20 protein-coding genes are annotated in these 26,790 nt (G+C 56.0%); 8 read left to right on the top strand and 12 right to left on the bottom strand.

What is annotated here, in order from left to right:
* Positions 1-166 precede the first annotated feature (166 nt).
* Positions 167-1,345 carry a stalk domain-containing protein gene (locus MKX63_RS10185; RefSeq protein ID WP_341016856.1) on the top strand — a complete coding sequence of 393 codons (1,179 nt, stop codon included), beginning with the start codon at positions 167-169 and terminating at the stop codon, positions 1,343-1,345.
* Between the two features lie 35 nt (positions 1,346-1,380).
* Complete coding sequence (locus MKX63_RS10180) at positions 1,381-2,829, top strand: S41 family peptidase (RefSeq protein ID WP_341016855.1); 1,449 nt, start codon at positions 1,381-1,383, stop codon at positions 2,827-2,829.
* A gap of 526 nt (positions 2,830-3,355) precedes the next feature.
* On the opposite strand, the gene MKX63_RS10175 is transcribed toward MKX63_RS10180, so the two are convergent.
* Together MKX63_RS10175 and lipA are read right to left on the bottom strand one after the other, a co-directional pair.
* Positions 3,356-4,042 carry a YutD family protein gene (locus MKX63_RS10175; RefSeq protein ID WP_341016854.1) on the bottom strand — a complete coding sequence of 229 codons (687 nt, stop codon included), beginning with the start codon at positions 4,040-4,042 and terminating at the stop codon, positions 3,356-3,358.
* Between the two features lie 470 nt (positions 4,043-4,512).
* The gene (gene lipA, locus MKX63_RS10170; RefSeq protein WP_341016853.1) at positions 4,513-5,418 is read right to left on the bottom strand and encodes a lipoyl synthase; all 906 of its coding nucleotides are present in this window, start codon (positions 5,416-5,418) and stop codon (positions 4,513-4,515) included.
* A gap of 234 nt (positions 5,419-5,652) precedes the next feature.
* Between lipA and MKX63_RS10165 the strand changes: the two genes are divergently transcribed.
* Positions 5,653-6,768 carry a M23 family metallopeptidase gene (locus MKX63_RS10165; RefSeq protein ID WP_341016852.1) on the top strand — a complete coding sequence of 372 codons (1,116 nt, stop codon included), beginning with the start codon at positions 5,653-5,655 and terminating at the stop codon, positions 6,766-6,768.
* A 60-nt stretch (positions 6,769-6,828) separates the two neighbouring features.
* On the opposite strand, the gene MKX63_RS10160 is transcribed toward MKX63_RS10165, so the two are convergent.
* Positions 6,829-8,529 (bottom strand): alpha amylase N-terminal ig-like domain-containing protein, encoded by a 1,701-nt coding sequence (locus MKX63_RS10160; RefSeq protein ID WP_341016851.1) that lies wholly within the window; start codon positions 8,527-8,529, stop codon positions 6,829-6,831.
* 116 nt (positions 8,530-8,645) lie between these two features.
* On the opposite strand from MKX63_RS10160, the gene MKX63_RS10155 reads away from it, so the two are divergent.
* A complete protein-coding gene (locus MKX63_RS10155; protein WP_341016850.1) occupies positions 8,646-9,674 on the top strand; it encodes a LacI family DNA-binding transcriptional regulator in 1,029 nt (342 codons plus the stop codon).
* Between the two features lie 180 nt (positions 9,675-9,854).
* Here the strand turns inward: MKX63_RS10155 and MKX63_RS10150 are convergent, their stop codons facing one another.
* From MKX63_RS10150 to MKX63_RS10140, 3 genes are all read right to left on the bottom strand, one after another.
* On the bottom strand, positions 9,855-10,526 hold the full coding sequence (locus MKX63_RS10150) for an alpha/beta hydrolase (RefSeq protein ID WP_341016849.1): 672 nt from the start codon (positions 10,524-10,526) through the stop codon (positions 9,855-9,857).
* Between the two features lie 175 nt (positions 10,527-10,701).
* On the bottom strand, positions 10,702-11,280 hold the full coding sequence (locus MKX63_RS10145; RefSeq protein ID WP_341016847.1) for a hypothetical protein: 579 nt from the start codon (positions 11,278-11,280) through the stop codon (positions 10,702-10,704).
* Positions 11,281-11,303: 23 nt separating this feature from the next.
* Positions 11,304-11,840, bottom strand: coding sequence for a hypothetical protein (locus tag MKX63_RS10140; RefSeq protein ID WP_341016846.1), 537 nt, complete (start codon positions 11,838-11,840; stop codon positions 11,304-11,306).
* Positions 11,841-12,116: 276 nt separating this feature from the next.
* Between MKX63_RS10140 and MKX63_RS10135 the strand changes: the two genes are divergently transcribed.
* The 4 genes from MKX63_RS10135 (at position 12,117) to MKX63_RS10120 (ending at position 19,958) form a co-directional block, all read left to right on the top strand.
* Positions 12,117-13,214, top strand: coding sequence for a DUF6385 domain-containing protein (locus MKX63_RS10135; RefSeq protein WP_341016844.1), 1,098 nt, complete (start codon positions 12,117-12,119; stop codon positions 13,212-13,214).
* A gap of 158 nt (positions 13,215-13,372) precedes the next feature.
* Positions 13,373-15,445: a glycosyltransferase gene (locus MKX63_RS10130; protein WP_341016843.1), complete on the top strand. Its 2,073-nt coding sequence runs from the start codon at positions 13,373-13,375 to the stop codon at positions 15,443-15,445.
* Complete coding sequence (locus MKX63_RS10125) at positions 15,442-17,271, top strand: glycosyltransferase (RefSeq protein WP_341016842.1); 1,830 nt, start codon at positions 15,442-15,444, stop codon at positions 17,269-17,271. The genes MKX63_RS10130 and MKX63_RS10125 overlap by 4 nt, the downstream gene beginning before the upstream one ends.
* Positions 17,272-17,870: 599 nt before the next feature.
* The gene (locus tag MKX63_RS10120; RefSeq protein WP_341016841.1) at positions 17,871-19,958 is read left to right on the top strand and encodes a glycosyltransferase; all 2,088 of its coding nucleotides are present in this window, start codon (positions 17,871-17,873) and stop codon (positions 19,956-19,958) included.
* Positions 19,959-19,965: 7 nt separating this feature from the next.
* On the opposite strand, the gene MKX63_RS10115 is transcribed toward MKX63_RS10120, so the two are convergent.
* The 6 genes from MKX63_RS10115 to MKX63_RS10090 all read right to left on the bottom strand — a co-directional run bounded on the left by MKX63_RS10115 (position 19,966) and on the right by MKX63_RS10090 (position 26,775).
* Complete coding sequence (locus MKX63_RS10115; protein WP_341016840.1) at positions 19,966-20,703, bottom strand: glycosyltransferase; 738 nt, start codon at positions 20,701-20,703, stop codon at positions 19,966-19,968.
* Positions 20,696-22,030, bottom strand: coding sequence for a hypothetical protein (locus MKX63_RS10110; protein ID WP_341016838.1), 1,335 nt, complete (start codon positions 22,028-22,030; stop codon positions 20,696-20,698). Before MKX63_RS10110 ends, MKX63_RS10115 begins: the two co-directional genes overlap by 8 nt.
* Entirely contained in the window at positions 22,027-23,556 is a 1,530-nt protein-coding gene (locus MKX63_RS10105) for a glycosyltransferase family 2 protein (RefSeq protein WP_341016837.1), read from the bottom strand. The genes MKX63_RS10110 and MKX63_RS10105 overlap by 4 nt, the downstream gene beginning before the upstream one ends.
* An 82-nt stretch (positions 23,557-23,638) precedes the next feature.
* Positions 23,639-24,472, bottom strand: a complete 834-nt coding sequence (gene yunB / locus MKX63_RS10100) for a sporulation protein YunB (RefSeq protein ID WP_341018596.1) — start codon at positions 24,470-24,472, stop codon at positions 23,639-23,641.
* Between the two features lie 582 nt (positions 24,473-25,054).
* Positions 25,055-25,669, bottom strand: coding sequence for a TVP38/TMEM64 family protein (locus MKX63_RS10095; RefSeq protein WP_339311509.1), 615 nt, complete (start codon positions 25,667-25,669; stop codon positions 25,055-25,057).
* A gap of 221 nt (positions 25,670-25,890) precedes the next feature.
* Positions 25,891-26,775, bottom strand: a complete 885-nt coding sequence (locus tag MKX63_RS10090; protein WP_341016836.1) for a glycine betaine ABC transporter substrate-binding protein — start codon at positions 26,773-26,775, stop codon at positions 25,891-25,893.
* Between the last annotated feature and the right edge of the window lie 15 nt (positions 26,776-26,790).

Genomic DNA, 26,790 nt, shown 5'->3' with positions numbered 1-26,790 from the left:
TCCTAAGATAAAGCCGGAGACGCCCCTGATCTCCGGCTTTATCATGCCGGTTGAGGGGGACTCTACTAAGCCTAGCAGCATCCCGCAGAATAAATAGACAGACGGAATTTTCTAATGGTATAATGGTTCTATTTTACAAAGTTTTCTATTTGAAGGAGCGAATCTATTGAAGAAATTAGTATCCCTGCTAGGCATCAGCCTGCTGGCCCTTGTGCTGGCGGTTCCCGCTTTTGCCGCAGACCAACCCATCAAGGTGTATATTAACGGCAGTAACCTTGCCTTCACAGCAGGGACGCCTTATTTGAAGAATAATACAGTGCTTGTGCCTTTCCGCGTTGTATTTGAGAAGCTTGGCCTGCAGGTACTGTGGGACTCCAAAACAGGCACGGTAACCGGCACCGGAACAGGCCTTACTATCAGCCTTAAGGTAGGCAGCAAGCGGGCCAGCGTCAATGGAACCGTCAAGCAGCTCACAGCCGCTCCCGTCTCTAACGCCGGGACCACCTACATACCCTTGCGCTTCATCGCCGAAGCCACCGGGGGCACAGCGACCTGGGATGCGGCCAGCCGCAGCGTGAAGATTACCGTATCACCGTCCTCCGCCTCCAGTGAGCAGGAGATCAAGGCAATCATTCAATTAGCTAACCAATATTATAATGAAGAGAAGGCCAGCAGCTTCTATTCGCTTGTGGATGCAGGATCAGACCAAACGGAAGCTATAAGCGATATGAATTCCCAGTTCGAGCTATATGACATCAAGGATACGATCGAGAGTCTTAAAGTACTCAGTCTAACGGGCAACGAAGCAACCGTCCATTCCGTCGAAAAAGCAGTGCGGACCGGCGGGTATTATACACCGGATGAACAGTACGAATACCTATATACGCTAGTCCGTCAAAACGGCGCCTGGAGGATCTCTGCCATGGATCTGCAGGAATCCTCCGTGCTGCTGACGCGGGAACAAGGCATGAAGCCGGCTGTGCTGCCACAGGGCGATCAGACCGGAATTAAGGATACGCTCAGCAAATACTACCAGGGGATGAATGCCCGCAATGCAGATGCAGTCCTTGCCGTGATGACCTCGTACAATAAGGAGGATGACGACTCTTACAAAGAGGAGCTGCGTGATTATTTCAAAAATTATGATCTAAGTTATGCGGTGTCTTCCTCCAATGTCTTCTATTACACGGACTATGAAGCCGCAGTCTATGCGGAAGTGGTCATTACGGACGGTGAATCGAAGGAGACCTATACCCAGTCTCTGATCCTCCTCCTCTCCAAGACGGAGAGCGGTGCCTGGACAATTGACACTACTTATCATATCGGCTTCGAAGCACAGTCCTAAATTCAAAAAATTCATCTAAAGGATGTCATGAACTCATGAAATCAGCCAAAATTGTTACCGCACTTTTAAGCAGCTGTCTGGCGCTATCCATCGCCTGGGCTCCTGCTGCTTCAGCAGCAGACGCGGCCGCCACCGACGCGGCACAAGCCTCAAAGACGGAGATTATCAATGAAATTATGCAATATCTGGAGTATTACAACGTCGAGGGTGTAGACCAGGATACACTTATCCGCGGCGCAATTGACGGTATGGTCAGCACATTGGACGATCCCTACAGCCAATACTTCACGAAGGAGGAAGCCGCGGACTTCGGTCATCAGGTTGATCTGCAATATGTCGGCATCGGCGTCCGGCTGATGTATTCGGGCAAAGAGCTCTACATTGAAGAGGTCATGAGCGGCTCCCCGGCCGAGTCCGCAGGACTAAAGCGCGGCGACTCCATCCTCAAAATCAACGGGGTGCGGGTGGCTGATACGAATGGCGACGAGCTGAGCGGCAAAGCGGGCACCAAGGTCTCACTGCTGATTCAGAGAAACGGGGCTAACAAATCCTATACGGTTACCCGCAGCGAGATTGCTACAAGCTCCGTAACCAGCAAGATGCTTAGCTCCAAAATCGCTTACATCTCCATCAACGGCTTCACTCAGACTGCCGATGAGGAATTCTCCGCAGCGCTGGACAAAATGCGTTCAGGCGGCATGAAATCGCTGGTTCTTGATCTGCGCGATAATACAGGCGGTTATATGGACAGCGCCCAGAATATCGTCTCCAAGTTCATGGATGCCGGTATTATGATGTACACCTCCGACCAGACCGGTACACTCAAACCAGTCGCAATTACGAACGGCAGCAAGATCGGCGTACCTGTGGTCGTATTGACCAATGAATATACGGCCAGCGCCTCCGAAGCCTTGACCGGTGCACTTCGTGACAATAAGCTGGCTACAGTTGTAGGCACGCGCTCTTACGGAAAGGCCCGGATTCAGAGCCTGATTCCCATGTCCGGCGGCGGCGAACTGAAGCTGACCACCATGAAGTATCTGACTCCGAACAAGGAGGATTTCAACCATATCGGACTTGCGCCTGATATCGAGGTCAAGGGCAAAACTGCCCAGTTGATTACCGCTCTGCAAATTGCCGGGATGAAGGAGATTGTCGCCTCTGGTGACCATCATATTCTGGATATCAACGGCACTGCTTTTGCCGGAAATGTAGGCCTGATCCAGCAGGGCGATAAGGTGTATGCCGCCTCCCGTGTTCTCTCCGCGCTGGTGGAGAATGAGGTCTCCTGGGATGCCAAGAACAAGAAGGTGCTGCTGACCACCGGTGCCGGTAACGTATCCGGGTTCACCCTGGCTTCCAAGGAGGCGCTGTTCCAGGACGGAGAGACCTTCATCGAGCTGAATGCCTTCAAGAAAAGGTTCCCTGCGCTCGTATGGAGCTACAATGCTTCACTGAAACAGCTCAAATTAGCTGTGAAATAGAATAAGCCCGGCGACAACAAGGGCTGTCCCAAAAGCCATAGAATGGTTGAATGGGGCAGCTCTTTATTGTGGGTTAGAATCTACGTGAGCACTTGGGTGGACGATCCGCAAACAGAATGTTATTCCAATCGCTTATCCGCGGGTCGTTCTGTCCGCTCCGCTGTTAAGCAAGAATTGACTCTTCCAGGCTTAGGGCTTAGTTTGTTCCGTAAACGGTAGGCGTCAGCACAATGTATGCTGTTTTTCGCATACATTCGGGCCATACGCCTGCGCACCGGCACAATGTATGCTGTTTTTCACATACATTTGGGCCGTACGCCTGCCCGCCAGCAAATGTATGCTGTTTTTCGCATACATTCGTACCACACGCCTGCGCGCCAGCAAATGTATGCTGTTTTCCGCATACATTTGGCTGGTGCTCCCTCGCTCGCTCATTAGAAAAAGCCCCTTCAGCTAATGCTGAAGAGGCTTTTTGAGTTGCATTTTAGTGACAGGGGGTGTACGGCTGTCCACCATGGCTATCGTTCTAGTTGTCTTGCTTGCTCTGGTTATTGTCCTGTCTATCCTGCTTCTCCGGTCTATCCTGCTTATTCTGATTTGCTTGCTTGTTAGACCGGTTGTCTCTGTGTTCTCTGTTCTGCTTGGAATTATTCGGCTGGCCTTGCTGGCCTCTGTTCTGGAACTCTTTATGATTCTTCTTGCCCTGGCCTTCTTTGTTGCGGTGATTGCGGCTCTGGTGCTCACGAACCGGTCTGTCCTTGGTTGCATGCTCGCGGCTGGAGCCGCCTGCGCCATCCCTGTCCCGGCCTGCACCCTTCGTCGGCTCCCGGTGTTCTTTTACCGTTACCACCTGTTCAGCTTCCTGCTCCTGATCCTCGTCCAGCCCGGGCTCCGGGACTTCCTTAATCAGAATATCCTTGAAGATTCCCTCCTGCGGGGACTCCTTCAGCTTATGCAGCACAAAATACGCACAGCCAAAGTTACAGTATTCGTTAATATAATCCACCATGCCTGAGATGGCTGTGTCCCGGTTCACTTTAGGGTGATTATCCCGGTAAAAGCCTTTGAGGCGCAATTGGCTGTAGCCCCAGTCACCGACTATATAATCGTACCGGTCCAGCACTTCGCTGTATCTTCCGCGAAAAGCCTCCGGGTTCCAGCCATCCTTATGATCGAGCATCAGCTCGTAACCTTTTCCACCTATAACGATCAAGCGTGTGTCGCCTGCCTTTCAATAATATCTGGTGGGGCGCATTGATAAGCCGTCATTGCGCGGGATTTTGAATTTCCGGCCGCTGTTGTGGTCTGATTTCTTCCATTTAACCGCTAGGCGGTGAAATCAGACCACAGCTTATGCTTACGATGCAAGCTTTCCAGAGGAAAGCTCTCAGGCGGACGCTGCCGCTCCTACAATTTCAAAATCCCTCTCCATGACTCCATCAACGCGAAGGGGGGGGCAACCGCCACCCAAGAACCTCGCCGCTATAGCGGCATTGGTTCTTTCAGCCTTTTAATCCCTTTTAAAAACCTAAAACGTTAAAGCCCTAAACCTTAAAAACAAAAACCTTAAACAAAAAACTGCCTGTGACTTCGTCATGCGGGGAATTTGCCCTAGCAAATTCTAAATAAAGAGCCAAGGCTTCGGCAATTACGTAGTATGGCGCTACGCTGCCGATTGGTTATCTATCCCCGTGAAACAGAACGCGCCTCACGGGCCACGGCAGCAGACTTCACCTGCTCATGTGCACGATAAGAGCTGCGCACCAGCGGGCCGGCCTCCACATGGCTGAAGCCGCGCTTCAGGCCCTCTTCCTTCAGCACAGCGAACTCCTCGGGCGGATAGTATTTCTCCACATTCAGATGCTTCGGCGAAGGCTGAAGATATTGTCCTAATGTCAATATATCACAATCTACGGCTCTAAGGTCATCCATCGCCTGCAGAATCTCATCCCACTGCTCACCGACGCCAAGCATAATACTCGATTTGGTCGGAATCTCCGGCTTCATCTCCTTGGCCCGGCGCAGCAGCTCCAGGGAACGGCGGTATTTAGCCCGGGCCCGGACTCGGTCGGACATCCGCTCCACTGTCTCAATATTGTGGTTCAGGATATCCGGGCGGCTGTTCATCACGGTCTCCAGGCTCGCACGGTCCCCCAGGAAATCAGGAATCAGCACTTCAATGCTGCATAAAGGAAGGCGCTTACGGATCGCAGACACAGTCTCGGCAAAAATCGCCGCCCCACCATCCTTCAGATCATCGCGGGCGACGCTCGTAACCACACAATGCTTAAGCTGCATACCCTCCGCAGCCTCTGCCACACGTTCCGGCTCCAGCAGATCCAGCTCGGTCGGCAGGCCTGTATTCACCGCACAGAAGCGGCAAGCGCGCGTACAGATATCCCCCAGAATCATGAAGGTGGCCGTGCGGTTAGCCCAGCACTCATAAATATTCGGACAACGTGCTTCCTCGCATACGGTATGTAATGTCTTCGAGCGCATCATACCCTTGATTTCCTGATATTCTTCACCGGTGGTTAACTTGATTTTGATCCAGTCTGGCTTGGGCTGTTTGGCTGTTCGATTAGTCAAAGTGATGAGACCCCGCTTTCGATCTGAATGTCAATGTCCATTTCTTTCACAGTCAAAAGTTGCTGCCTCATATTATAGCATGTGAAGTACGCATTTGCCTGTTTTTGTGAACCTTGGAGCGCTCATGGATAAAAAAAGTCCTTTTGCTTCAATCTAAAGAAAAGCACCCGGCCCGGGTGCCGCTTCCGCAAACCTATATGCAATTCATGCGCCCAAACGCAGGAGGATGAGATCATGCTGGCCTTATTAAAAAGCCCCTACACCCGCAGAACCTTGATGTGCATGTCTGCCGCCGCCCTGCTCTGGAGCGGTAGTCCTGCCGAACATGCCCAAGCTGGCCGTTATCATATAATTCCCGAACTGAGCTCGGGCAGTCCTGTTCCCGCTCCCGCAAACAGCAAAGAGACTGCCGCTGCTGACCGCAAGCAGCTCTTTGAGCAGATGAGTGCGGCAACCGGCATTCCCTGGTACCGCTTCGCTGCCATCGATCAGTACGAACGGTCCATCGCCAGAAAAAGCAAAAAAACAGCCGCCGCAGAAAGCCCTTCTGCAGCGGCTAAGCCACGGCTTACCGGAATTATAATTCCGGCGCCCGTATGGTCCGGTCCGCTGAACCCGGATCAGGACGACAAGCAGCCGGATTCGATCCGCTTCTTCGGCGGCTTCGGGCTGGACGGCTCGGGGGACGGCATCGCCGATCCCGAGAGCGATGCGGATGTGCTATACAGCATGGCCCGCCACTTGCTCAAATACGGGGATTCCGCTACGGACTTTAATATCGGGATCTGGGAGTACTATCACAACGGGCGGGCCGCCCAGCGCGTCTCCCAGTTCGCCAAGCTATATGAGCATTTCGGACGGCTGGACCTGTCCGGCAGTGCATTTCCGCTGCCGATAGGGACTAATTATGCCTACCGCAGCACCTGGGGAACGGGCCGGAGCTGGGGCGGCGCGCGCATTCACGAAGGCACGGACCTGTTCGCGCCGCATGGCTTGACGGTGCGCAGCACCTGCTTCGGCATTGTTGAGACCAAGGGCTGGAACCGCTACGGCGGATGGCGCATTGGTATCCGCGATATCGAGAACCGCTACCATTATTATGCCCATCTGATGGGGTATGAGAAGTCCCTCCTGCGCGGGGATATTGTCACTCCGGGACAGACCATCGGCTGGGTCGGCAGCTCCGGCTACGGCAGCCCGGGCACACAAGGCAAGTTCCCGCCCCACCTGCATTATGGCATCTACCGTGACCGCGGCATTACGGAATGGGCCTTCGATCCTTACCCGCTGCTCAAGCAATGGGAGAACCAGGAATTCCGGCAGCTGCGGCAAAACAAAAAGAAGAAATAACACCTGCAGGCTGCCCCTCGCAGAGTCCTTTACTCTCTTGCCCGGGACAGAGGTTACAGGTTAGTGCAGCATCAGACAGCCAAACGGCCCGATCTCCACAAGAAGCTTGCTTGAGCTGCGGAGGGTGAGTCCGCTTAACAGCTCGGTCAGCACTTTGGTGTCCGAACGGTAGGCCGGCAGCTCCAGATGGTAGCGGTTGGGGGAGTTATTGATAATCAGCCCCATCTGGTCCTGCCCGCTGCGCCGGACATAGCCAAGGATACCCCGCGTCTCATCTGTGAACCAGGGGCGGAAAGCCCCTCGGTGCAGGACCTCATGCTCTTTTCTCAGCGAGATAAGCCGCTTGTACCAGTCCAGCAGTCCGGTATGCTGAGCCTGCTCCTCCCAGAGCATCGGCCTCCTGCAATCCGGGTCTGTCGCACCTTCCATTCCAACCTCATCCCCATAATAGATCATCGGCAGGCCTATATAGGTCATCTGGAAAAAGACAGCCAGCCGCATCCGGCTCATTGCCGTAGCTTCCCGGTCCCAGCCCCGCCCTCCCTCCTTGCAGGCAGTCAGGAAACGCAGCGTATCGTGGCTGCCCAGCAGCTGGAACATCGCCGAATTGGCCTGATCATTGTACAAGGCCTCCTGATGCAGCAGTTGTTCCATGAACCGGGTCGGACCCGCAGACTGCGCTGCAAAAAACTCCAGCACCGCATCCCGCAGCAGGTAATTCATGCCGCCGTCGAACTGGTCTCCCCGCAGCCAAGGCCCGGAAGCATGCATAATCTCGCCGATCAGCAGAAGGTCCGGGAATTCCGCCTTCAGCTCCCGCCGCAATCTTGTCCAGAAGGCCGGAGTCACCTCATTGGCCACATCCAGCCTCCAGCCGTCGATCCCTGCTTCCCGCACCCAATACCTGGCTACGTTCATCATATAATCCGCTACCTCGGGATGATCCATATTCAGCTTCGGCATACTCGCCTCCGCCTTGGCGAAGGTCTCATAGCCGGGAGCCGGCGTAGTACTGACCGGGAAGGAATGGATGAAGAACCAGTCTTTGTAGCGCGAGGCCTCTCCATGCTCCAAGACATCCCGGAAGGCAAAAAAGGTATCGCCGGAATGGTTAAAAACCGCATCCAGCAGGACCTTCATCCCCAGCCGGTGTGCAGTCCCGACCAGCGTCTTCAGATCCTCAAGCGTCCCGAATCCGGGGTCTACCTTATAGTAATCGGAGGTATTGTACTTATGCCTGGAAGGCGATTCAAAGATAGGCGTCATATAAATAGCAGTTACGCCAAGCTCTTGCAAGTATGTAAGCTTGTCAGTAATGCCTTGAAGCGTCCCCTGATGGTAGCTCTCGGGATAAATCTGGTAGACTACCGCATCTGAACTCCAGGCAGGCAGCGCGATGGCGTGCGGGCGGTGAATATAGGCATACTGAAAGGCACCCGCCTGCTCCCTGTTCTCCGAGCATCCCCGCTCCCCGTACCATATGTATTCGCCCGCTGGATTCCCGATGTGGAACAGATAACGGCATTTTCCAGTCCCGGCCGGAACCAGGGCTTCATGTATGTCATACGCTCCGGCACAGCCGGTCCGCTCCATCTCCTGCGGAAGCTCATGACCAGGTGAATCATAACGGTCAGCGTGGACAACCGTGCAGGACAGGGACTGTCCGCTCTGCACGAATAGTCTGAGTTTAAGCAGGCGGGGGCCTGCCGGGAAGGCGAAGGGGTCCTCCGCTGTGTGATAGACGAATAACCGGTTAAGCATACTGTATAGTCTCCTTTTATGCCGCATAGAGCAGCTTCAGCAACTGTGTTATTATGACAGGTAGAACAAAGTTCGCCATTAGGGCGAACCATACCGTAAGGACGGGAGGGAAAGCTATGAAAGTTACTATTAAGGATATCGCCCAGGCAGCGGGTGTCGCGAAATCCACTGTATCCAAGGTCATGAACGACTCTCCCAAAATATCCGAGGAAACGAAGGCCCGGGTCCGGGACATCATCAAGCAGATGAACTATACTCCGAGCAGCATCGCCACCGGACTAGCCAGACAGAGCAGCAATACGATAGCTATCCTGATTGATATGTCTAAGGAAAGCGAGTTTCTCAACCAGTTCTTTTATAACATTATCGGCGGGGTGGAGAGCGTCATCGGTCCTCTGAAATATGAGCTGACCATTGCCAATATCCAGCATGACCATGCGGAGGGGCATTTCCTGCAGAGGCTGGTGCTGAATAAGCGGGTGGACGGCATTATTGCCAACACCTCAGTGCTGACTCCAGACCTGTGTGCGGAGCTGAACCGTCTTGAGTTCCCTTATATCTCCATCGGTGAGATCAACGCTCCGGGAATCTGGGTCGATTGCGACAATGAGCTGGGCGGATTCATGCTGACCCGGCATCTGCTGGAGCAGGGCTATCCGTCTGTGGCCTTCATCGGCGGTGAGAAGGATGAGCCGCTCTTCCTGCGCCGTGCAGCCGGCTATCAGCGGGCACTCGGCGAGGCGGGAATGGCTGTGCACAGCGGCTGGATCATCAATGGCCGTGCGGCCCAGGAGGATGGCTATCAGGCAGCCAAGCAGCTGCTGCAAAGTGCGAATCCCCCCGGCTCCATCGTCTGCATGAGCAACTTCTCCGCTTACGGTGTGCTGCAGGCGGCCCGGGAATTGAATATCTCCATTCCTTCACAGCTGGGCATTGCCACGTTCGATGATTATCCCTTGTCTCCCTACACTACTCCTCCGCTGACTTCACTCGATATGGATACCTTCCAGCTCGGCGCATCCGCAGGACGGCTATTGATGGACAAACTGGATAACAAAGAAGCTGCCGTGAGCGGACAACTGCTGGAGCCGGAGTTAATTCCCCGGTTATCTTCCAAGCGAAGCGGCGGGGCTGCTGCGGAATAACTAACAGAATCACGAAATAACGGAATAGTAGAATAGCGGGAGGAAGGTATTCATCCCCTTTTAGCAAGGAAACCGGTTTCCTTAAGCTGAAAATACCACGCCCCCTCCGCAATGTCAATGTATATCATAGAGTAAGCGACAGACAGAAGAACCCTTTCCAGCCCTGGAAGGGTTCTTCGTTTACCCGGACTCGCCCGAGCGGCGGATAAACCGGAGTACTTCATCCATCATCGCGGGACTCTCCGCGCTATGGCAGACCATATGTCCGCTTTGCTCCATAATCAGCACCTGTTTGCGTTCCGAGGGGATCGTCTGGCGGAGATAGCCCGCACTTTTGAATCTCACCAGATGATCCCGACTGCCCTGTACAATCAAGGTCGGCACCTCCAGCTGCGGATAGACCTGGAAGCTCTCACGAACCAGCCGCTGGAACTCCCGCGTGGCCTTCATGGGTGTAGAGCCCCATTTACTCAGATAATTCCGCAGCATCTCCGGGCGGACCAGTGTGCGCAGAATCTCGGCCGGATTGAGCGGATACACCGGGGTAGACAACAGAGTGAGCGACTGAATCCGGGAAGAATACTGAACGGACAGACACGATGCAATCAGCGCTCCGGTAGAGAAGCCGATCAGATGCACTTTGTCGGAGCTTGGGAATAGCTGCTTGAGTTCCTCCTCGGCGCTTAGCTGCCAGTCCCCCCGGCTTGAATGGAGCAGCTCCCTTCTGCCGCCTCCATGCCCATGCAGGGTAAACATTCTGGACACATAACCGTTCGCGTCCAGAAACTGCGCAAGCGGAGAAACCTCGTATTCGCCTCCGGTGAAGCCGTGTATAAATAGACAAGTCTCCATCCTTCCTCCTCCCCAATCCTCTATTTCATCCATTTATAGAAAAATAAACCTTAGACATCCTAAAGTCAAGCCGACACGGGTTCGGCCTCCTTGTAGCGACGGTATTACTTCAGCAAGAGATAGAAGGATAATGTCTAGCGTGAATCATCTATAGAGGTGCTGAAGCACCAACCTGCTATCTCTCCCACCAGTTCAGGCTTAATGCAGATATAATTGTCCCGACTGCCGCGCTTGAGGAGCTTACGCTGATGCTGATGACATTGTTCGGAGGGACGATAATGCTGCCGGTAAAAGCCGGACTGAACACACCCGTCGCAATCTGAACATTCGCCAGCACACTGCCCCCGGAAATAGCTGCTGCGCTGGACTGGACCGTCATGGAGCTGGCTGCTGCGCTGGCCAGATTATTATTCACCGGCGTCACCGTGGACGGCGAGGATATCGTCCCTCCTTTGACAATGGTAAAGCTGCCGGAGATCGAGGTCAGCACCGAGGTACCGCCAATACTGCCGCTGATCCGGGACAGATACAAGGTCCGGCCGCTGCCCGCAGGATTACTGATGCGGACCGAAATAACGGCCGAGAGAAGCGACAGCACGATCGTTGCCGAGTTCGAGGCATTCGCCGAGAATAATACGGCTGCCTGCGAAGCGCTGATCTCTGGCGGGGCGCTGATATCCGGTGCACGGAAGGTATTCGTCATTTCCACATAGACCGGCTGGTCATTGTCATTGATTACATAGTTATTGGGCATGGTTCATCCTCTCCCCTTCCGCTCTAGAATTCCCACCAGCTGATATTTCCCGTTGCCGCAGTACTCCCTGATGCAATCGTTACCGATAGTGTAAGCGAGTTGCCGGGTGGCAGGATAATCCTGCCGTCCATATTAAGGATGACCGGGCCTATAGCCAGCTGCATCGACATTAATGTCGCCGGAGAACCTGTAGGCGCGGCCGTAGCGGTCCGGGCAGTACTGATGCTGGTGACTGAACTCCCGAAGTTATAGTTAACCGGAGTAATTGTTGAGCCGCCCACCGTTGCATTGCGCAATAGTGTTAAAGTGACCGACGCTGTACCCGTGCTTGCGATAATGCGGGAGATATATAAGGTACGTCCGCTACCGCCGGGATTAGCTACCTGCATGACAAGCGGGGTGGAAGTACCCACCGTGGAGGCAAAAGGAATTCCAAACAATAAACCTGACATCGCAGCTCCCGCTTCAGGCAGAGTATCAATTCCGGGTGCAATATAGGTGTTAACCTGCTCGGTATACAGCGGCTGGCTATTCTGGTTAAATACAGTCTCATTCGGCATATTCTCACTCCTTCTGTCGGTCTAGCATATGTTCATAGTATGCGAGGCTGTCCGGCAGGTTGTTTGGCAGCTGCGTATTTTTGCAGAGGTAACCCAGTCATTCTCTTAAAAAGCTCCATATCCTAATATCACACCATTCGAATGGTTCCTGCCCAGCTACACGCTCCTCCCTCTATTAACTGGCAGACTATACATGCTTAAGGACCCAGACGACGGTTTGGGTCTTTTCATGAGCAGGCTGACAGCAAAAATTGCCCACAGAAAGGATGACTCCATTTGCCAAATTTCAGTTCATTTCAGGCAAACCCGGATAATTTGCGTACGCTTATTTTTGGCCGGGACCCCTCGACCCTGATCGACCGGCCGTTAACTACGGATGCCAGCGGGAACCTGACCACCGTCATTTTGAACGGCACCATCTCTAGTGTACTTGGCGCAACGATCACTGCTGGTACATTAACATCTGCTGGTACAGTAACCAACATCCTCGGCGGTACGATTACTAGCGTGCTTGGTGCGACTATCACCGCTGGTACTCTATCATCTGCTGGTACAGTGACTAACCTGCTAGACGGTACGATTACTAGCGTGCTTGGTGCGACTATCACCGCTGGTACTCTATCATCCGCTGGTACAGTGACCAATATCCTCGGCGGTACCATTACTAGCGTGCTTGGTGCGACTATCACCGCTGGTACATTAACATCCGCTGGTACAGTGACTAACCTGCTAGACGGTACGATTACTAGCGTGCTTGGTGCGACTATTACTGCCGGTACATTAACATCCGCTGGTACAGTGACTAACCTGCTAGACGGTACGATTACTAGCGTGCTTGGTGCGACTATCACCGCTGGTACTCTATCATCCGCTGGTACAGTGACCAATATCCTCGGCGGTACCATTACTAGCGTGCTTGGTGCGACTATCACCGCTGGTACTCTATCATCCGCTGGTACAGTGACCAATATCCTCGGCGGTACCATTACTAGCGTGCTTGGTGCGACTATCACCGCTGGTACACTGAGCAGCGTGACCTCCATTTCCCAGCGCAGCTTCGTTGAGCTGCCTACATCGGCAATTGCTACTTCGGATACCTATACGCCGCTGCCTGCCAACAATACCAGTGTCCTTGGCACCTATTCCTACTTCATTGTGAATACCGGGGCCAATCCGGTGAATACACGGGTCGAAATCAGCGCAGACGGAACCAACTATTTCGTCGATACGACCGGAGACAACCCGCTGGCAGCAGGTTCTGTAGACGTAATTGTGCCTGCCCGGTTCCTGAAATACACCCGCCTTTCCTATCAATCCGCTACGCCGGGTGCAGCTTCTACGCTTAATGTTGTTTTTGATGCACAAGGAACGTAAGCCTAGTTACAGTCATACGATACAGAAGAGAGGAGTGCATGGGTACCCATGTACTCTTTCCTGTGCGGTATTCCGCATCTACATAAGACGGCACGCTTATACATGCTTATTTTTGCAGAATACCCGGAGGAACTAAGGCCCGCGAAGGAGGAACAATCTTGAATCTATCTGCCACACCTACACTCGGAGTACAGCTCATTGTCAACAATGAAGCCGAGCTGCTCCCCCGTTGTCTAGCCAGCCTGCAGGGCGCCGATGAAATCATCGTTGTCGATACCGGCTCAACCGATTCGTCCGTGGAGATCGCCCGCAGATATGGGGCAACGGTCATTGAAGCCCAGTGGAATCATCATTTCTCAGAAGCACGCAATACCGGTCTCTCCCATGCAGCCAGCAGCTGGATACTGGTTCTGGATGCAGATGAAATCCTGCAAACTTCCATAGCGTCAATTAAGGAGATTCTCGTGGGCAGCACAGCCGAAGCGTACACGGTGCGTATAGAGAACCTGCTGGGAAGCAGGCCCGAGGATCGTCTGTATCACTATCCGGTGCGGTTGTTCCGGGGTGGGCAGGGCTATCTTTTCAGTGGAAGAATTCATGAGAGCGTGGAGTCCTCTATTCTCACAAAACATGGGTCCGCCGCCACCTGGGCCAGTCCAATAGAGATTCTTCACTTCGGCTACCTGCCCCCGGTCATGAGCGCCAGGCATAAAATCAGCCGCAACGAGCACCTGCTGCGCCTTGCACTTGCGGAAGAGCCTGACAATGTGTTCACCCGTTATAATCTGGCGGTCAACTGCTGTCAGGGCGGGCGGCTGAAGGAAGCCGGAGAACTGCTGCGCCAGAGTCTTACCCTCGCTCCGCTTCAGGCCTCTTACCGTCCCTCGATCATTCGCGATCTGTGTACAATTGATTTGGCCAACGGTCATGTAAAAGCGGTCGACAGCCTGCTGACCCGCGAGCTGACACGTTATGGAGATTATCCCGACCTGCATTACATGCAGGGCCAGTCCTGGGAGAGCCAAGGGTTCTATGAACGCGCTGTCCAGTCTTACCAGCACGCCATAGATACCACGTCTGCCCCGGCTCCGCGCAGAGCATATGTCACTGAACAGGGCATGGACAGCTTCCGCCCGCTGCACCGGATGGGGGCCATTTTCCAGCAGCTCGGGAAGCAGAAGGAAGCCGCGCAGCTGTACCATCGAGCGCTACAGCAGCACTCCCTGTATCTCCCCGCTCTGGAGGGGATCACTTCTGCTTTTCAGGAGCTGGAGGTGCCGGATGGAGAGATTGCCGCACTCTTGATACAGCTAACCGGTACAGCGCAGCGTGCTTCAAGAACCGCAATAATCGGAACATTGTATCGGCTGGACGCTTATAAGGCGATTGCAGAGCTGCCGCCCGCCGTCTGTCCGCTGGAAGAGGACACCTTGCTGTTCCTGCTGTCTTCCTGGATCATTACCGGAAATTATCATACATTCAGGAAGACTACCGCCAAGCTGCGGGCTAATCCCACCCAACTGTCACCGGATGGCCTAAATGCGGAGACTCTGCGGCAGCTCTGCCTGCTTGAGGCCGTCTTAACGTGGGAGCTGGGCGGGAGGCTGCAGGAGGAGCTGTGGCTGCAATTCCCTGCGGAAGTGCGCTTCGCAGTGCTTGAGATCGACAGGGAATTGTCTCTTGATTCCGCTGATCCGCAGGGAGACTTCGCTAGCACCGGGGACTCTCCGCTGCTTGCCGAGGTGATAAGGCTCGCTGTGAAGCACCAGTTCATCGCGCTGGGCAAGCGGCTGGTTGGACGCCTCCCGGCACATACACGCACTCTGGCAGAAGCGCTGTATGAGGAAGGCTGGCGTGCAGAGGCGGGGGAACTATTCATCAGCCTTGCAGACAGTAAAGACGCTTCGGGCGCAACCCTGCGGTATCTCGGAGAACTGCTCATAGATAAAGGGCATTATGCGGAGGCTGCGGGCTGGTACCGGCTTGCCCTGGGGGAATCGCCTGCAGACGATGCCGTCAGCACCGGACTGGCGCTCTGTTATCTGTATCTGGCGGAGCAGCGGCTCGCAGAAGCTGTAGAACGTCTCCAGGGGGCGGGACAGCCGGCTCAGGGGCCGCTTCAGGAGGACAGGGCAGCGGTTGCCCAATCCATCGCGGTGCTGCGCTGCACCCCCTGGCATACGAAGTGGAATTACACCCAGCGGCAGAGAGGAGCTGAGCTGAGCTTATGACCACGAAACCAGAGCAACTGTTGATCTCCTTGTGCATGATCGTCAAAAATGAAGCCGACAACCTGGCCCGTTGTCTCCGGAGTGTGCGCGGGACTGTGGATGAAATCATCATTGTGGACACTGGCTCCACCGACGCCACCCGCCAGATTGCCCGCAGCTTCGGTGCCCGGATCATCAATTACCCGTGGAACGGGGATTTTGCCGCCGCACGCAATGCCGGACTGGCCCTGGCGCAGGGCACCTGGATTCTGGTGCTGGATGCAGATGAGGAGCTGGAGCCGGGGAGCCGGGAGGATCTGCTGGTGTGCGCGAAGCATACGGAGTATGAGGCTTTCTTTGTGCGGATTCATAATCATCAGGGGACGGAGCGTGCTTCGCAGACGCTTACGGTTAACCCGATCCTCCGGATGTTCAAGAACCGTCCGAATTATCGCTTCAGCGGCATTATTCATGAGCAGATTGCGGCTGTCATTGTGCAGGAGACCCCGGATGCCGCGATGCATATGGGCACCGTCATTGTCCATCACTATGGCTATGCCGACGGGGTCGTGGAGCAGAAAGACAAAATCAGCCGTAATCTCGGATTGCTGAAGCAGCAGCTGGAGCAGAGTCCCGGAGATGCTTTTCAGCATTTCAACCTGGCGGTTGAATATATGCGGCTGGGCGATTACGGGCAGGCGCTGGAGCATATCGGCACCTCGCTGAACCTGGCCGAGCCGGGTACCAGCTATGTTCACCTGCTCTATAAATACAAAGTCCGCTGCCTGGCGGTAACCGGTGATTACCCGGGTGCATTGGAGGCTTGCGGGCAGGGAAGCACACTCTTCCCGGATTACTCCGATCTTCACCACCTCAAAGGTGCGCTGCTGCTACAGGTGTCTGCCTTAGCCGAAGCCAAGACCGCGCTGTGCCGGGCACTGGAGATTGGAGCCTCCCCTCCCCTCTACCATACGGAATCCGGGTTAGGCACCTATCTCACCCACACGCTGCTGGGGCAGGTCTGCCAGCAGCTCGGCGAAGCGCAAGAAGCGGCAGCCTGCTTCACCAGAGCAGCCCAGCTCCAGCCGGACCCCTGGCCGCTGATCCCCCGGCTCACGCGCCTGTTCAAATGCACAGGCCGCGAGCCAGAGCTCCACGGCTGGCTGGCCGGGCAGCTGCCTGGCATCCTGACAGAGCAGCGCCAGGAGCTATTGCGCCTGCTGGTAAGGGATGGCTGTTACACAGCGGCGGCTGCTGTGGTTGGGGGCGGGGCTGCTGCGGGTGAGATGGCAAGAGGTGCGGGAGATATGGACGGTACGGCACAGAGTGCAGGAGTGATGGAAGCGGCGGTGCGGGATGCGGGTGAGATGGATGGTACGGCGCAGAGTGCGGGAGTGATGGAAGCGGTGGTACGGGATGCGGGAGCGGTGGATGGTGCGGCGCAGAGTGCGGGAGTAATGGAAGCGGCGGTGCGGGATGCGGGAGCGGTGGATGGTGCGGCGCAGAGTGCGGGAGTGATGGATGCGGCGGTACGGGATGCGGGTGCGGTGGATGATGCAGGGCCGGTGGTGCCGCCTGCCGCTGATTTGTTGAAGCTGTTGCAGCGGGCAGAAGCAGCTTCTGCAGCTGAGCTGGGCTTCGATGATATCACCGCGCTGCTTAATCATCCTGCAGTTGTCCCGGCAGACCGGAACACCTCACTCCCCTTATCTGCTGTTGCTGCGGCGGTGCGGCCATGGATTCTTTTGGCTGACAAGGTTCTGGCTACGCTCGCAACTTCGGCCATGTATTCACCAGCAGCTACGGCTGCGCGCCTCACGCTTCCGCTTCCCGGATCAGCCGATTAGTGTATCGCCAGATGCTAGTAGAGTATCAGCTTTTAACTAGTGAAAGTCACGCCGGGCGATTGTTTGGCGAGCGTTTGCCATGATTAGATGATCGGCGTTGCGATAGACCTTAATTGCATTTGGTACAACAAAAATGCCTGATTGTTCACCAACTTCACGCTTAGTTGTACTTCGTGCATTTAAACATCCGCCGATTCTTCCTTCTCCCCTTTTTGGGCAGATTTAGCTGTACAGATTACAGCTATCCAATGAAAGTGTGCTTTATCGCTCGTTTTAGGTGTACGTTCTGCAACTACCTCTGTCTAGTCCATTTTTTCAGGAGAGTGCCGGTGTGACTGGTCGCTCGCGGACTGAGGGGCGTTTATTTTGGAGAAAACGCATGATTGGGAAGAGTTAGGGACTCCAGTGCGCTTAAAGGCGGATATGCTGCCAAAATCATCGGTTAGAGAGACAATAGGGTCCTCTCAGTCCGCCACTCCGTAAGAAGTGCTGTTTTTGGGGAAATAACGGCTCTCCAGTCCGGCAGGAATCTACCTGCTCCGCTTGCTGTGCACTCCTACTTTTTCAATCTGATGCTGTTAGAAAGGAGCTTACAGACCATGGATACTCCCGGGATCTCGCTCTGCATGATCGTCAGGAATGAGGCGCAGCATCTGGAGCGATGCCTGCTGTCTGTTCAGGGCATGGTCTCGGAGATCATTATCGCTGATACCGGATCAGAGGATAACAGTATAGTTATCGCCCGCAGGTTCGGTGCTAGGGTGATCCGGCTGCCCTGGGAGCATGATTTTTCCAAAGCCCGTAATCAGACCCTACAGTTGGCCTCCTATGGCTGGATTCTGGTGCTGGATGCAGATGAAGCCCTTGCTGACTGGAAGGTAGAGGAGTTGGAGCTTCTGCTGGAATCGGAGCGTGCGGACGGGTATTTCCTGCATTTTATGCATTATGTGGGGGAGGGCTCCGGGCGCGAATACGTGACAGACAATGTGTGCCGGCTGTTCCGTAATGATTCACGTATCTGTTTTCGCGGCAGCATTCATGAAGAGGTGGCCTCCAGCATCTGGAGCCTCCCCGGAGGACATATCGCTTATGCCCGCCTGCCTGTCGATCACTACGGCTATCTGGATGATGAGCTTCAGCGCAAAAATAAAGCCAGCCGCAATCTGGAGCTGATTCACACCGCTCTGCGGCTTGAACCGGACAGCGTGCCTCTGCGGTACGCCCTGGGTACGGAATATTACCAGCAGGGGCAATATCAGAAGGCGGCAGATCTTCTATTGCCGCTATTAGAGGAAGCTCCGCCAGACTCCGGGTATACCGCAGACTTGTATCTTAAGACAGCCTTTGCGCTTCAAGCGGGCGGGCGGCCTCACGACGCGGCGTCTGTCTATCAGGCCGGGATTGGGCTGTACGCAGATTTCACCGATCTGCTGGAGAGCTATGCGGGGCTGCTCATGGAGCAAGGGCAGGTATGGGGGGCGTACCCTCTGCTGCAGCGGGCGCTGGACAGCGGGGATACCGCGCACAAATACCCTTCCTCCTCCGGAAGCGGAACCTACCGCACCCGCGTATCTGCCGGGCGGGTCTGCGAGCGGCTGTTCCTCTACGAGGAAGCCATGGAGCATTACAGGCAGGCGATCGGCTGCTCGCCTGACGATCTTGCCGCCTGGGAGCAGCTGGCCACGCTGTGCCTGCTGTCCGGGCAAGCGGAGCAGCTGACGGTGTTCACCCGTCAGCTGCTCCCTGCCCTGCCCCGGCGAGTGCTGAGCAGGCTGGTGCCTGCCGCACTCAATGCCCGCGCCGCCCCGTGGCTGGCGGCGCTTCTCGCAGCACCGCAGCTGCCGGAGGATATCCGGCAGGTGCTTCAGGTGCTGCTGGGGACGCTGTTCCGGGACCCGGAACAGCCCGGAGCCGCATCCGCCGGGCTTGCGCGGATGCAGAGAGATGCGCCGGATAACCCTTGGGTATCCGGCTATCTGTGGGCCTTGTCCTGCCGCAGCGGCGGCATCGCCGCGGCAGGACAAGGCCTGGGGCGGCTGGCGGAGCTGCCGCCCGGGCTGGCAGCCGCGCATCGCAAGCTTGCGGGGCTGCAGGCAGGCCCTGCGGAGCATGGGGCCGATGGACAATCGATCTCTTCATTTCCAGCAGGATGCTCCACTCATCCCCCTTATACCGGCAGCCTGGCCGATTCGGAACAACGTGCAGACACACCGCTTAGCTTTGCAGATTTTTCTTACGCAGCGCAGCTTCTCCTTCAAACAGGCGCTTGGGACACATTGCTCGTGCTTGGCAGGCCCACTAGCGCTGCACGCTTTCGCTGGAGCAGACTTCCCCTGCCGCTGCTGCGGGGACTACTGGATGCACCTGTTTCATTTAAAATGCAATGGTGTGCGGATTACACCCGGCAATCACAACACTATAGCCTTCCTGGTGATGCTGCCGAATGGCTGCTCTATGCAGCCATCGCCCAGTCTTGCGGGCAGGTCCCGAAGCTTACGTCCACCGATGAACAGACACTGCTGCAATCCGGCTGCGCTGCCGCAATCACTGGCCTCAGCTACCACATGCTGCTTCTTGCGGCGGAGGTTCACCCACAGGGCAACCTCCCCGCTACAGGCAGCATTCCGTGGCTGGTGCTTGTGAAGTCGGCGATTCAGAGTGGGGATGACAGAGATAAGAATGTCTGAAGCGGCGCTAGACTTCCCCCCACTCCACCAGCCGGGGATGCTCATCCAGAATGGAGCGGTAGTGCTCCAGGCTTCCCCATTTGCCCTCGGGATCGAGCTCCATGTAGCGGTCGTACTTGCGGCGCAGCGCGTCAGGCTCCAGCGCCCAGCCGTAGTGCTTCACCCGCAGCTCGGCCAGGAAGCCGGGCAGCACCGCATACGATAGCGGCAGCCGGGGAACGTGATGATCCATCTGCGGGGTGTAATAATAGAAGCCGGGCAGATAACGCACCAGTGTGCGCGTATGCCTCATGTGCAGGTTCCAGAGCTCATCTTCCCGGTAATGGGTCGTGCCGCCCCAGAAATCATATATCCGGAAGGCTACCCAATCGTAGACATCCTGGTCAATCAGACGCCGCATTTCGTGCTTGGCCCGCTCTTCGTAGAACTCATCGGCATCTACCGACAAAAGCCAGTCCGGCCGCGTGGATACCGCCAGATCCCAGAGCGTCTGGCGCAGCTCCCATTCCCGCCCGAAGAGGGAGTGCTCCAGCGTCACCACCTTGCTCACCTTGGCAAAAGAGCGGCACACGCGCAAAGTATCATCCGTGCTGCCGTCATCCACAATGACGATCTCATCGGTAAATCCGCTCAGCTCCTGCAGCACCTGCTCCAGATACCGGCCGCTTTCATTGCGCACCTGCATCATCGCTGTCAGGCGGTTGCCTGAAGCCTTGCGCAGCGGTTCATTCCCATGGTCAGCCACCCGCAGCCCCTCCTCTTAACTTCTGCACTGCTTCTTCCAGATCTGCCATTTCGGCAAAAAGCTGCCGAGCCCCCTGATCCGCACCCGCCGAGCGCAGGAAGCTGCGGATAGCCTCATGGCGCCTGCCGTACAGGAGATGCAGGGTCCCCTCAATCACAGACATCTGCCCGGCCATCCGTTCTGCCAGCTCATCCGCAGAAGAAGTCTCTCTTCCCGGACTTGCACCCTGTAGATTCCCCGCCAGCCCCGGCAGTCCCGCACTTCCCGCTTCCGCCACCGTTCCTTCGGCCGTCAGCTCCTGATGAAGCTGCAACGCCTTCTCCCACTGGAAGGTGGCGATATAATTGTGCAGCAGCCGCTGCTGGGCCTCCGGGCCGGGCAAGCGGACCAATAGTCCGATGGCTGCTGCGTAGTCTTCATTCACCGTCATAAGCTCTGCACAAAGCAGCCTCTGCTGGACCTCCCCCCCGTGCAGCCATTGCTTCATCTGCGTAACCCTTGCCCGCTCCTCTTCCGTAAAGGCCGTAATCTCATACTGCCGGAGTGCAAGCGCAAGATTCCCCTTTTTCGCTTCAACCGCTGAGAAGAACCGGTAATGTGAATGCAGACACTCCGTATAATCATGCAGCAGCATCAGCTCAAAGGATTGGGCCAGAAGCTGCGCAGCTTCCTCATCTCCTTGCAGATATAAGTAAGAAGCCGCTACATAATGCACCGAAGGCTCACCGGGCAGCTTGGCGCACATCGAGAGATAGTAACGGGTACGGAGCCTGCGCTGAATATCCAGATACGTCTCCCCGCCGTTCACCGCATCAGGCGGATGCCATAGCTCCTCCAATGCCCTGTTCCAGACCGCCTCAGCATCCGTGAGAAAATACAGCCGCTCCCCCCGGCGGAGAAGTCCGTAGGACACCGGCTCATCTCCATTGAGATAGACCACTTGGCCCCGGCGCAGATTCTGCTCCAGATAGATCCGTTCCGAGGAGGTGCCGGCAAGATCAGCCAGCGCTCCAAGAGATGCACTGTATTTATCCCACAGCGCAGCATCCTCCCCATCCGGACAAGGCTCCAGTAGAGCCACAGTATAAGCAGGCTGCAGAGCCAGCACATCCGGCAGCCAGTAAGGCGATGAGACCAGCAGCGTGTACTCCCTGGCATTCAGTTTGTACACTTCCGCCAGCGTCACAGACCTGACCTGGCTGCTCCGCTGCTGGACCGGGGTCATTGCTCCGGCGAAGCAGACCTCCCCGCGCTCCGGGAGGAGCTCCAGCATTCTTTTATACTCATAATCCTCCCAAGCCGTGCGGCTGAGCACAATGTAGTTCATAAGCGGCCCTCCCCCGCTACGGCTTCATCAAGGCTGCCCGCTCCCGTTGCTGTTGTCTCTCCTTCATAATCTATAGACAACCCCGGGTCCGGCACAAGCTCCAGACTAGGGAGATAGCCCTCCCGCTTCACAATTCTTCCGGGTGCTCTTCCGCTTCTATGCGCAATGCGTTCAAGCAGGAGAATTTGCGGAGTCCCTTCGCCTGTGCGCGGCAGCCCTGATTCTGCGGCATTACCGTCTGAACTGACAATCAGATCCGCCCGGCTGTACTGAAGAACCCGAACCATTCTCTCCACATAGCGGTTATCGTACGATGCGGAAGCCGATAAGTAGACTATGATCTCACTGCCGTAGAGTGCCGAGATATTCTCCAGCGCATGCAGCCATGCCTTCTCGCCGTGAACGGTAATAACCGCATCCCGCTCATGCACCGGAAATTCCGGAAAAGACTGACTCCAGCTGTCCCTGACCCACACCCAGCGGATATTCCCGTAGCTCTGGCTCTCCTGAAGCATCTGCTGCCGTTCGCGGGAATCTGCCGCCGTCCAGTTCTCTTCAAAGTACACGACCGTTGTAACCAGCGCAGCGGCAGCCGTATCCCGGCTAAGCGGAATGACCGGCTGCAGAGGGCAGGCCGTAAGATCACGGGGAATCTGGAGCGTACCCGCAGGGGATGGGGTGCTTTGCAGATTCCATTTTTGCAGATAAGCCTGTTCCCTCTGCCCCCTGACTTCACTGCAGCCCGCCTTCACACTCTCCGCTTCCAGCCTATGCAGCACATGAACATAGCCCGAGTCACTGCGCGCCAGCTCCGCTCCCAGCATCCGGGCCCGCAGACACCAGTCCGCGATGATCACGCGGCGCTCGCCCAGAGAAGCATCGAATCCGCCTACCCTCAGCAGCAGCTCTGTAGCTATAAGCAGGCAGGAACCGGTTAGCACCTCCGCATAACTCCATTTCCCTTGCTGTTTCTCCTGTGTATGGACGGTGTAAGCGGACAACTCAGGATATCCGGCAAAATGCAGCTGCCGCTGCCCGTCTCCCCGCTCCGTGGAGGAGCAAGGAGCCACAACTAACACCGCAGGATCATCAATCGGCGGCCATAGCAGATGCCCGAGCCAGCCCGGAGCCACCATGACACAGTCCTCCAGCAGCACAGCAAAAGAGGTCTCGGCATAAGCCAAGGCCTCATTCACCGTATATTCCCCCTCGCTGCAAGGCAGGAACCGCATTCCCGCTTCCCCGGAGAACTGCTCCGACAACGCTTGCAGCGGATAATCAGCGGTCATGGCAACCGCAGTCACCCGTACCGCTGGCCCGGAATGCTGAAGCAGCAGCCGCAGGCACTCCGCCGACCAAGGCGCATGCCGCAGCTCCACGACCAGCGTAATGCCTCCCTGCACCGGCAGCGGCAGCAGACCTTCCCGTTCCAGATAACTGTACCTCGCAGCCAGCCGCCCGGTACGGTCCGCTTGTGCATCAATAGCCTTCTCCGCACTCCGGTCCTCCATCGCTCCATAAGACACCCGGCATCACGCTCCATTAGTCAGACTATGCTGTCTATAATGTATGAGTGTGACGGGGAATATATCCATATAATTACCATTCCTACTCACTTCCACCGCCCGCATTCCCGCTCCCGGCATTCGCACCGGGCGCAGAGCTGCCGCTTCCGGCGGGTGGCTCAATCTCATCGCTGCCCGCATGTCCGCCTGAGCCGCCGGAGCTGGAGCTGCTGTTACCGCTGCCTGCTGGTGTGCCGCCCGCACCGGTGCTGTTCTTCTCGGTATTCAGTGAAGGGGCCGGAATAGCGATACCTGGGGCGCTGTTGCCGTTCTCGCCTACAGGCTTGCCCTGATTGTCATAGTAGTACATCGGAACGTCACCGACTACCATCAGGTAGGAGACGGGGATCTCTGTATCCACCACCTGCGGCTCCATATCAAATGGAATGACGACCGCTACCTCAGTAACAATATGGATGAAGACTTCAACGAGAATCATATTGATTCCGGCATTCTGCTGCCGTGTGTTCAGCTCGACCTTCACTGCACCCTGAGGCTCCACCTTGATCGGAATATCCGGACCATAGGAGGCGATCAGCGGACTGCCGAGCGCCTGGCCGAGCGGAATATATTCCGTCCGGTTATGCAGCTCCTGCAGGGTGGACTGGATGACCTCGGCGGCCTGCGAGGTAATCCGCATATGCTCCTTGTAGTTGAGCATGAAGCCCGAGATTTTGCCGTTCTTGTCCGTCTTCCAGTCGATCAGCGCTTCTGCGTTCCCGCCATCCGCCACCTGGGACGTAATCGCCTTGTTAATCGATTCGGTGGCAATCTGCTTCACCCGGATCTGTGCCAGATGGAGAATCGGCGGCTTCAGATGCTGCTCCACATAACGCAGCCCCTGCAGCACCGCCAGAAGCAGCAGCAGGCTCAGGATGAGCCAGAATCTGCCCCGTCTGCGCGGCTTTTGCCCCTTGCCCCCGGCAGCTTCCTGCCGCTTCCCGTCCCTGCTGCCGAACAGGCGGAAGCCGCCCCCGCGCCCGGACTTGCGCCAGACCCGCTGGCCCGGAGCGCCCGCCGCTCTCCCGGATGGCTTCGCTGCCTTGTAATCCGCTTCGCTCCCGTCCAGCCGCACGCCGGACCTGGAGGGCTTCGCCACGAAGCCTCCGCTCCGCCCCCAGCCCCGGCGGGGCAGACCCGCGCCGGATCTTGACGGCTTCGCTTCGAACCTTGCTCCCGAGCCCGCACCCGGCGGCCGGATTCCCGTTCTGGACGGTTTGGCCTTGAAGGCCTGGCGGCGTCCGCCCGGCCCCCTCAGGCCGCTTCCGCTGAAGTCCGGCAGACGCAGACGCCCGAAGAGCGGCACACCTGCGCTCCGTTTCCCCCATTTTCTGATTCTGCCCATGCCCTGCAGTCCCTCCCGACATTCCTGCGGTCAAGCCGCTCCCTGTACTAATAGGCTATTCGGCGCACACGCAAAATAACCCCACAAAAGTGGAGTTAACTTGAAGTGAAGAACCTAATGTCCCGCCCGCTTGCGCTTATCCTCCTGGAGATGCCCCCAGTGCAGCCGGACAAAGATAGCGAGCAGAATCAGCATGAATACGCCATACCACAACAGAAAACCGTTCCAGTCCTCACGCGGGACAATTAGCGAGGAGCTGAGCGTACCGAACAGCCAGATGAAAGACAGATTGCCGAGCACCGTCCCCCATACAAAAGCCGCCGGCTTCATTGGAGACACAGCTGACATCAGGTTGATGATATTGCTGGGCACAATCGGAATCGTACGCAGCAGCACTAGGGTCCAGATGCCGTAACGGTCCAGATAGGTCTGCCATTTCTCATACTTCTTGAGCTTGTAGCCCCATTTGCGGTCGAACCAGTCGAAGAGATAACGCCGGAAGAGGAAATAGACGACTACCGCACCCAGGTTGCAGGCCAGCCAGCTGACAGCCATCCCGCCGATCACTTCGAACACAGAGACATGGAGCACAATCAGAATCGCCAGGGGAAAAAATCCGAACAAGCTTTGCAGCACGGCGAGCGGAAAGGTAGCGAAAACAATATACGGGCCGCTAAGTCCCAGGCTTTGCAGCAGCCAGTCAATCCAGGCATTGATGATCTCGGTCATAGAGCGCTCTCCTTTCCTGACTCATAGCAGCATGTAAAGGAACCGCTCATTAATGAAGATTGAATTGGTGAAGAAAAACACCCCTTGCGGGGTGTCTATTGAACATGTACCTATATATTTTGCTTAAAAAAGCGTACAAGTTACAGAATTGTTGCTTATTTTCTCTCATCATAGCACACATCGGTCATCGCCGCCAGATCACTGAACCCTCCAGATTTCAATTATGAAGAGACGCCAGCCGTCCACTCGTTAACCTTGGCTTCATTGCTCTCTACCCATTCCTTGGCTGCTTCTTCAGGCGACTGTCCGCCTTGAATTTTGACCATAACCTGCTCCATATCCTCTGCGGTCCACTTGAATTGGCTCAGGAACTTGTGCACATCCGGCATATCCTCCTGCAGCCCCTTGCGGGCCATGGTGTGAATCTGTTCGGCTCCGCCGTATACATTCTGCGGGTCATCCAGATACTTCAGGTCCATGTTAGCGAACATCCAGTGCGGAGTCCAGGCAGTGACGACAATCGGTTCATTCTTGTCAAAAGCCTTCTGCAGCTCCTGTGCCATCGCCGCAGACGAGCTCTCCAGCAGCGTATAGTCGCTCAAGCCGTAGGCTTCGAGCGCTTTTTCCGTAGCCGTCATAATTCCGGCCCCCGGCTCAATCCCGATAATCGTCTGATTCAGGGAAGAGGCTACATCGGCATTCTTCAGGTCATCGATGGAGTTAATGTCCATATAGGCCGGAACGGCAAGCCCCGTCTTCGTACCCTCCAGATTCACCCCTACATCCTCAATATCCTTGCCGTATTTCTCCAGATAAGAGGCATGCGTGCTTGGCAGCCAGGCGGCTACCATAGCGTCCGCGCTTCCGTCAGCAATCCCTGCCCACATCGGTCCGGCATCGACCTGCAGCATCTCCACCTTCACGCCGAGCTTCGTTTCCAGCACTTCCTTGACTACGTTCGTACTGGCGATCTCGGAATCCCAGGCTACATAAGCCAGCTTCACCGTGCTGTTATTATTGGACGAACAACCGGCTACCAGAATTACTGCCATCAGCAGCATAAGCAGCATGAGCGGTCTGCGCTTTATCGAATGAGTTCTTTTCATATTAATAATACACTC

Origin of the sequence: Paenibacillus sp. FSL R7-0179 (assembly GCF_038002265.1) — a bacterium.
In the GTDB taxonomy this organism is placed as follows: domain Bacteria; phylum Bacillota; class Bacilli; order Paenibacillales; family Paenibacillaceae; genus Paenibacillus_AQ.
The sequence above is the reverse complement of the archived record's forward strand: the minus strand, read 5'-3'. Positions and strand labels throughout refer to the sequence as shown.

Coding starts and splice junctions, on each gene's coding strand:
- MKX63_RS10180 (WP_341016855.1), top strand. CDS start 1,381: ATGAAATCAGCCAAAATTGTTACCGCACTTTTAAGCAGCTGTCTGGCG.
- MKX63_RS10165 (WP_341016852.1), top strand. CDS start 5,653: ATGCTGGCCTTATTAAAAAGCCCCTACACCCGCAGAACCTTGATGTGC.
- MKX63_RS10160 (WP_341016851.1), bottom strand. CDS start 8,529: ATGCTTAACCGGTTATTCGTCTATCACACAGCGGAGGACCCCTTCGCC.
- MKX63_RS10155 (WP_341016850.1), top strand. CDS start 8,646: ATGAAAGTTACTATTAAGGATATCGCCCAGGCAGCGGGTGTCGCGAAA.
- MKX63_RS10150 (WP_341016849.1), bottom strand. CDS start 10,526: ATGGAGACTTGTCTATTTATACACGGCTTCACCGGAGGCGAATACGAG.
- MKX63_RS10145 (WP_341016847.1), bottom strand. CDS start 11,280: ATGCCCAATAACTATGTAATCAATGACAATGACCAGCCGGTCTATGTG.
- MKX63_RS10140 (WP_341016846.1), bottom strand. CDS start 11,840: ATGCCGAATGAGACTGTATTTAACCAGAATAGCCAGCCGCTGTATACC.
- MKX63_RS10125 (WP_341016842.1), top strand. CDS start 15,442: ATGACCACGAAACCAGAGCAACTGTTGATCTCCTTGTGCATGATCGTC.
- MKX63_RS10120 (WP_341016841.1), top strand. CDS start 17,871: ATGGATACTCCCGGGATCTCGCTCTGCATGATCGTCAGGAATGAGGCG.
- MKX63_RS10110 (WP_341016838.1), bottom strand. CDS start 22,030: ATGAACTACATTGTGCTCAGCCGCACGGCTTGGGAGGATTATGAGTAT.
- MKX63_RS10095 (WP_339311509.1), bottom strand. CDS start 25,669: ATGACCGAGATCATCAATGCCTGGATTGACTGGCTGCTGCAAAGCCTG.
- MKX63_RS10090 (WP_341016836.1), bottom strand. CDS start 26,775: ATGAAAAGAACTCATTCGATAAAGCGCAGACCGCTCATGCTGCTTATG.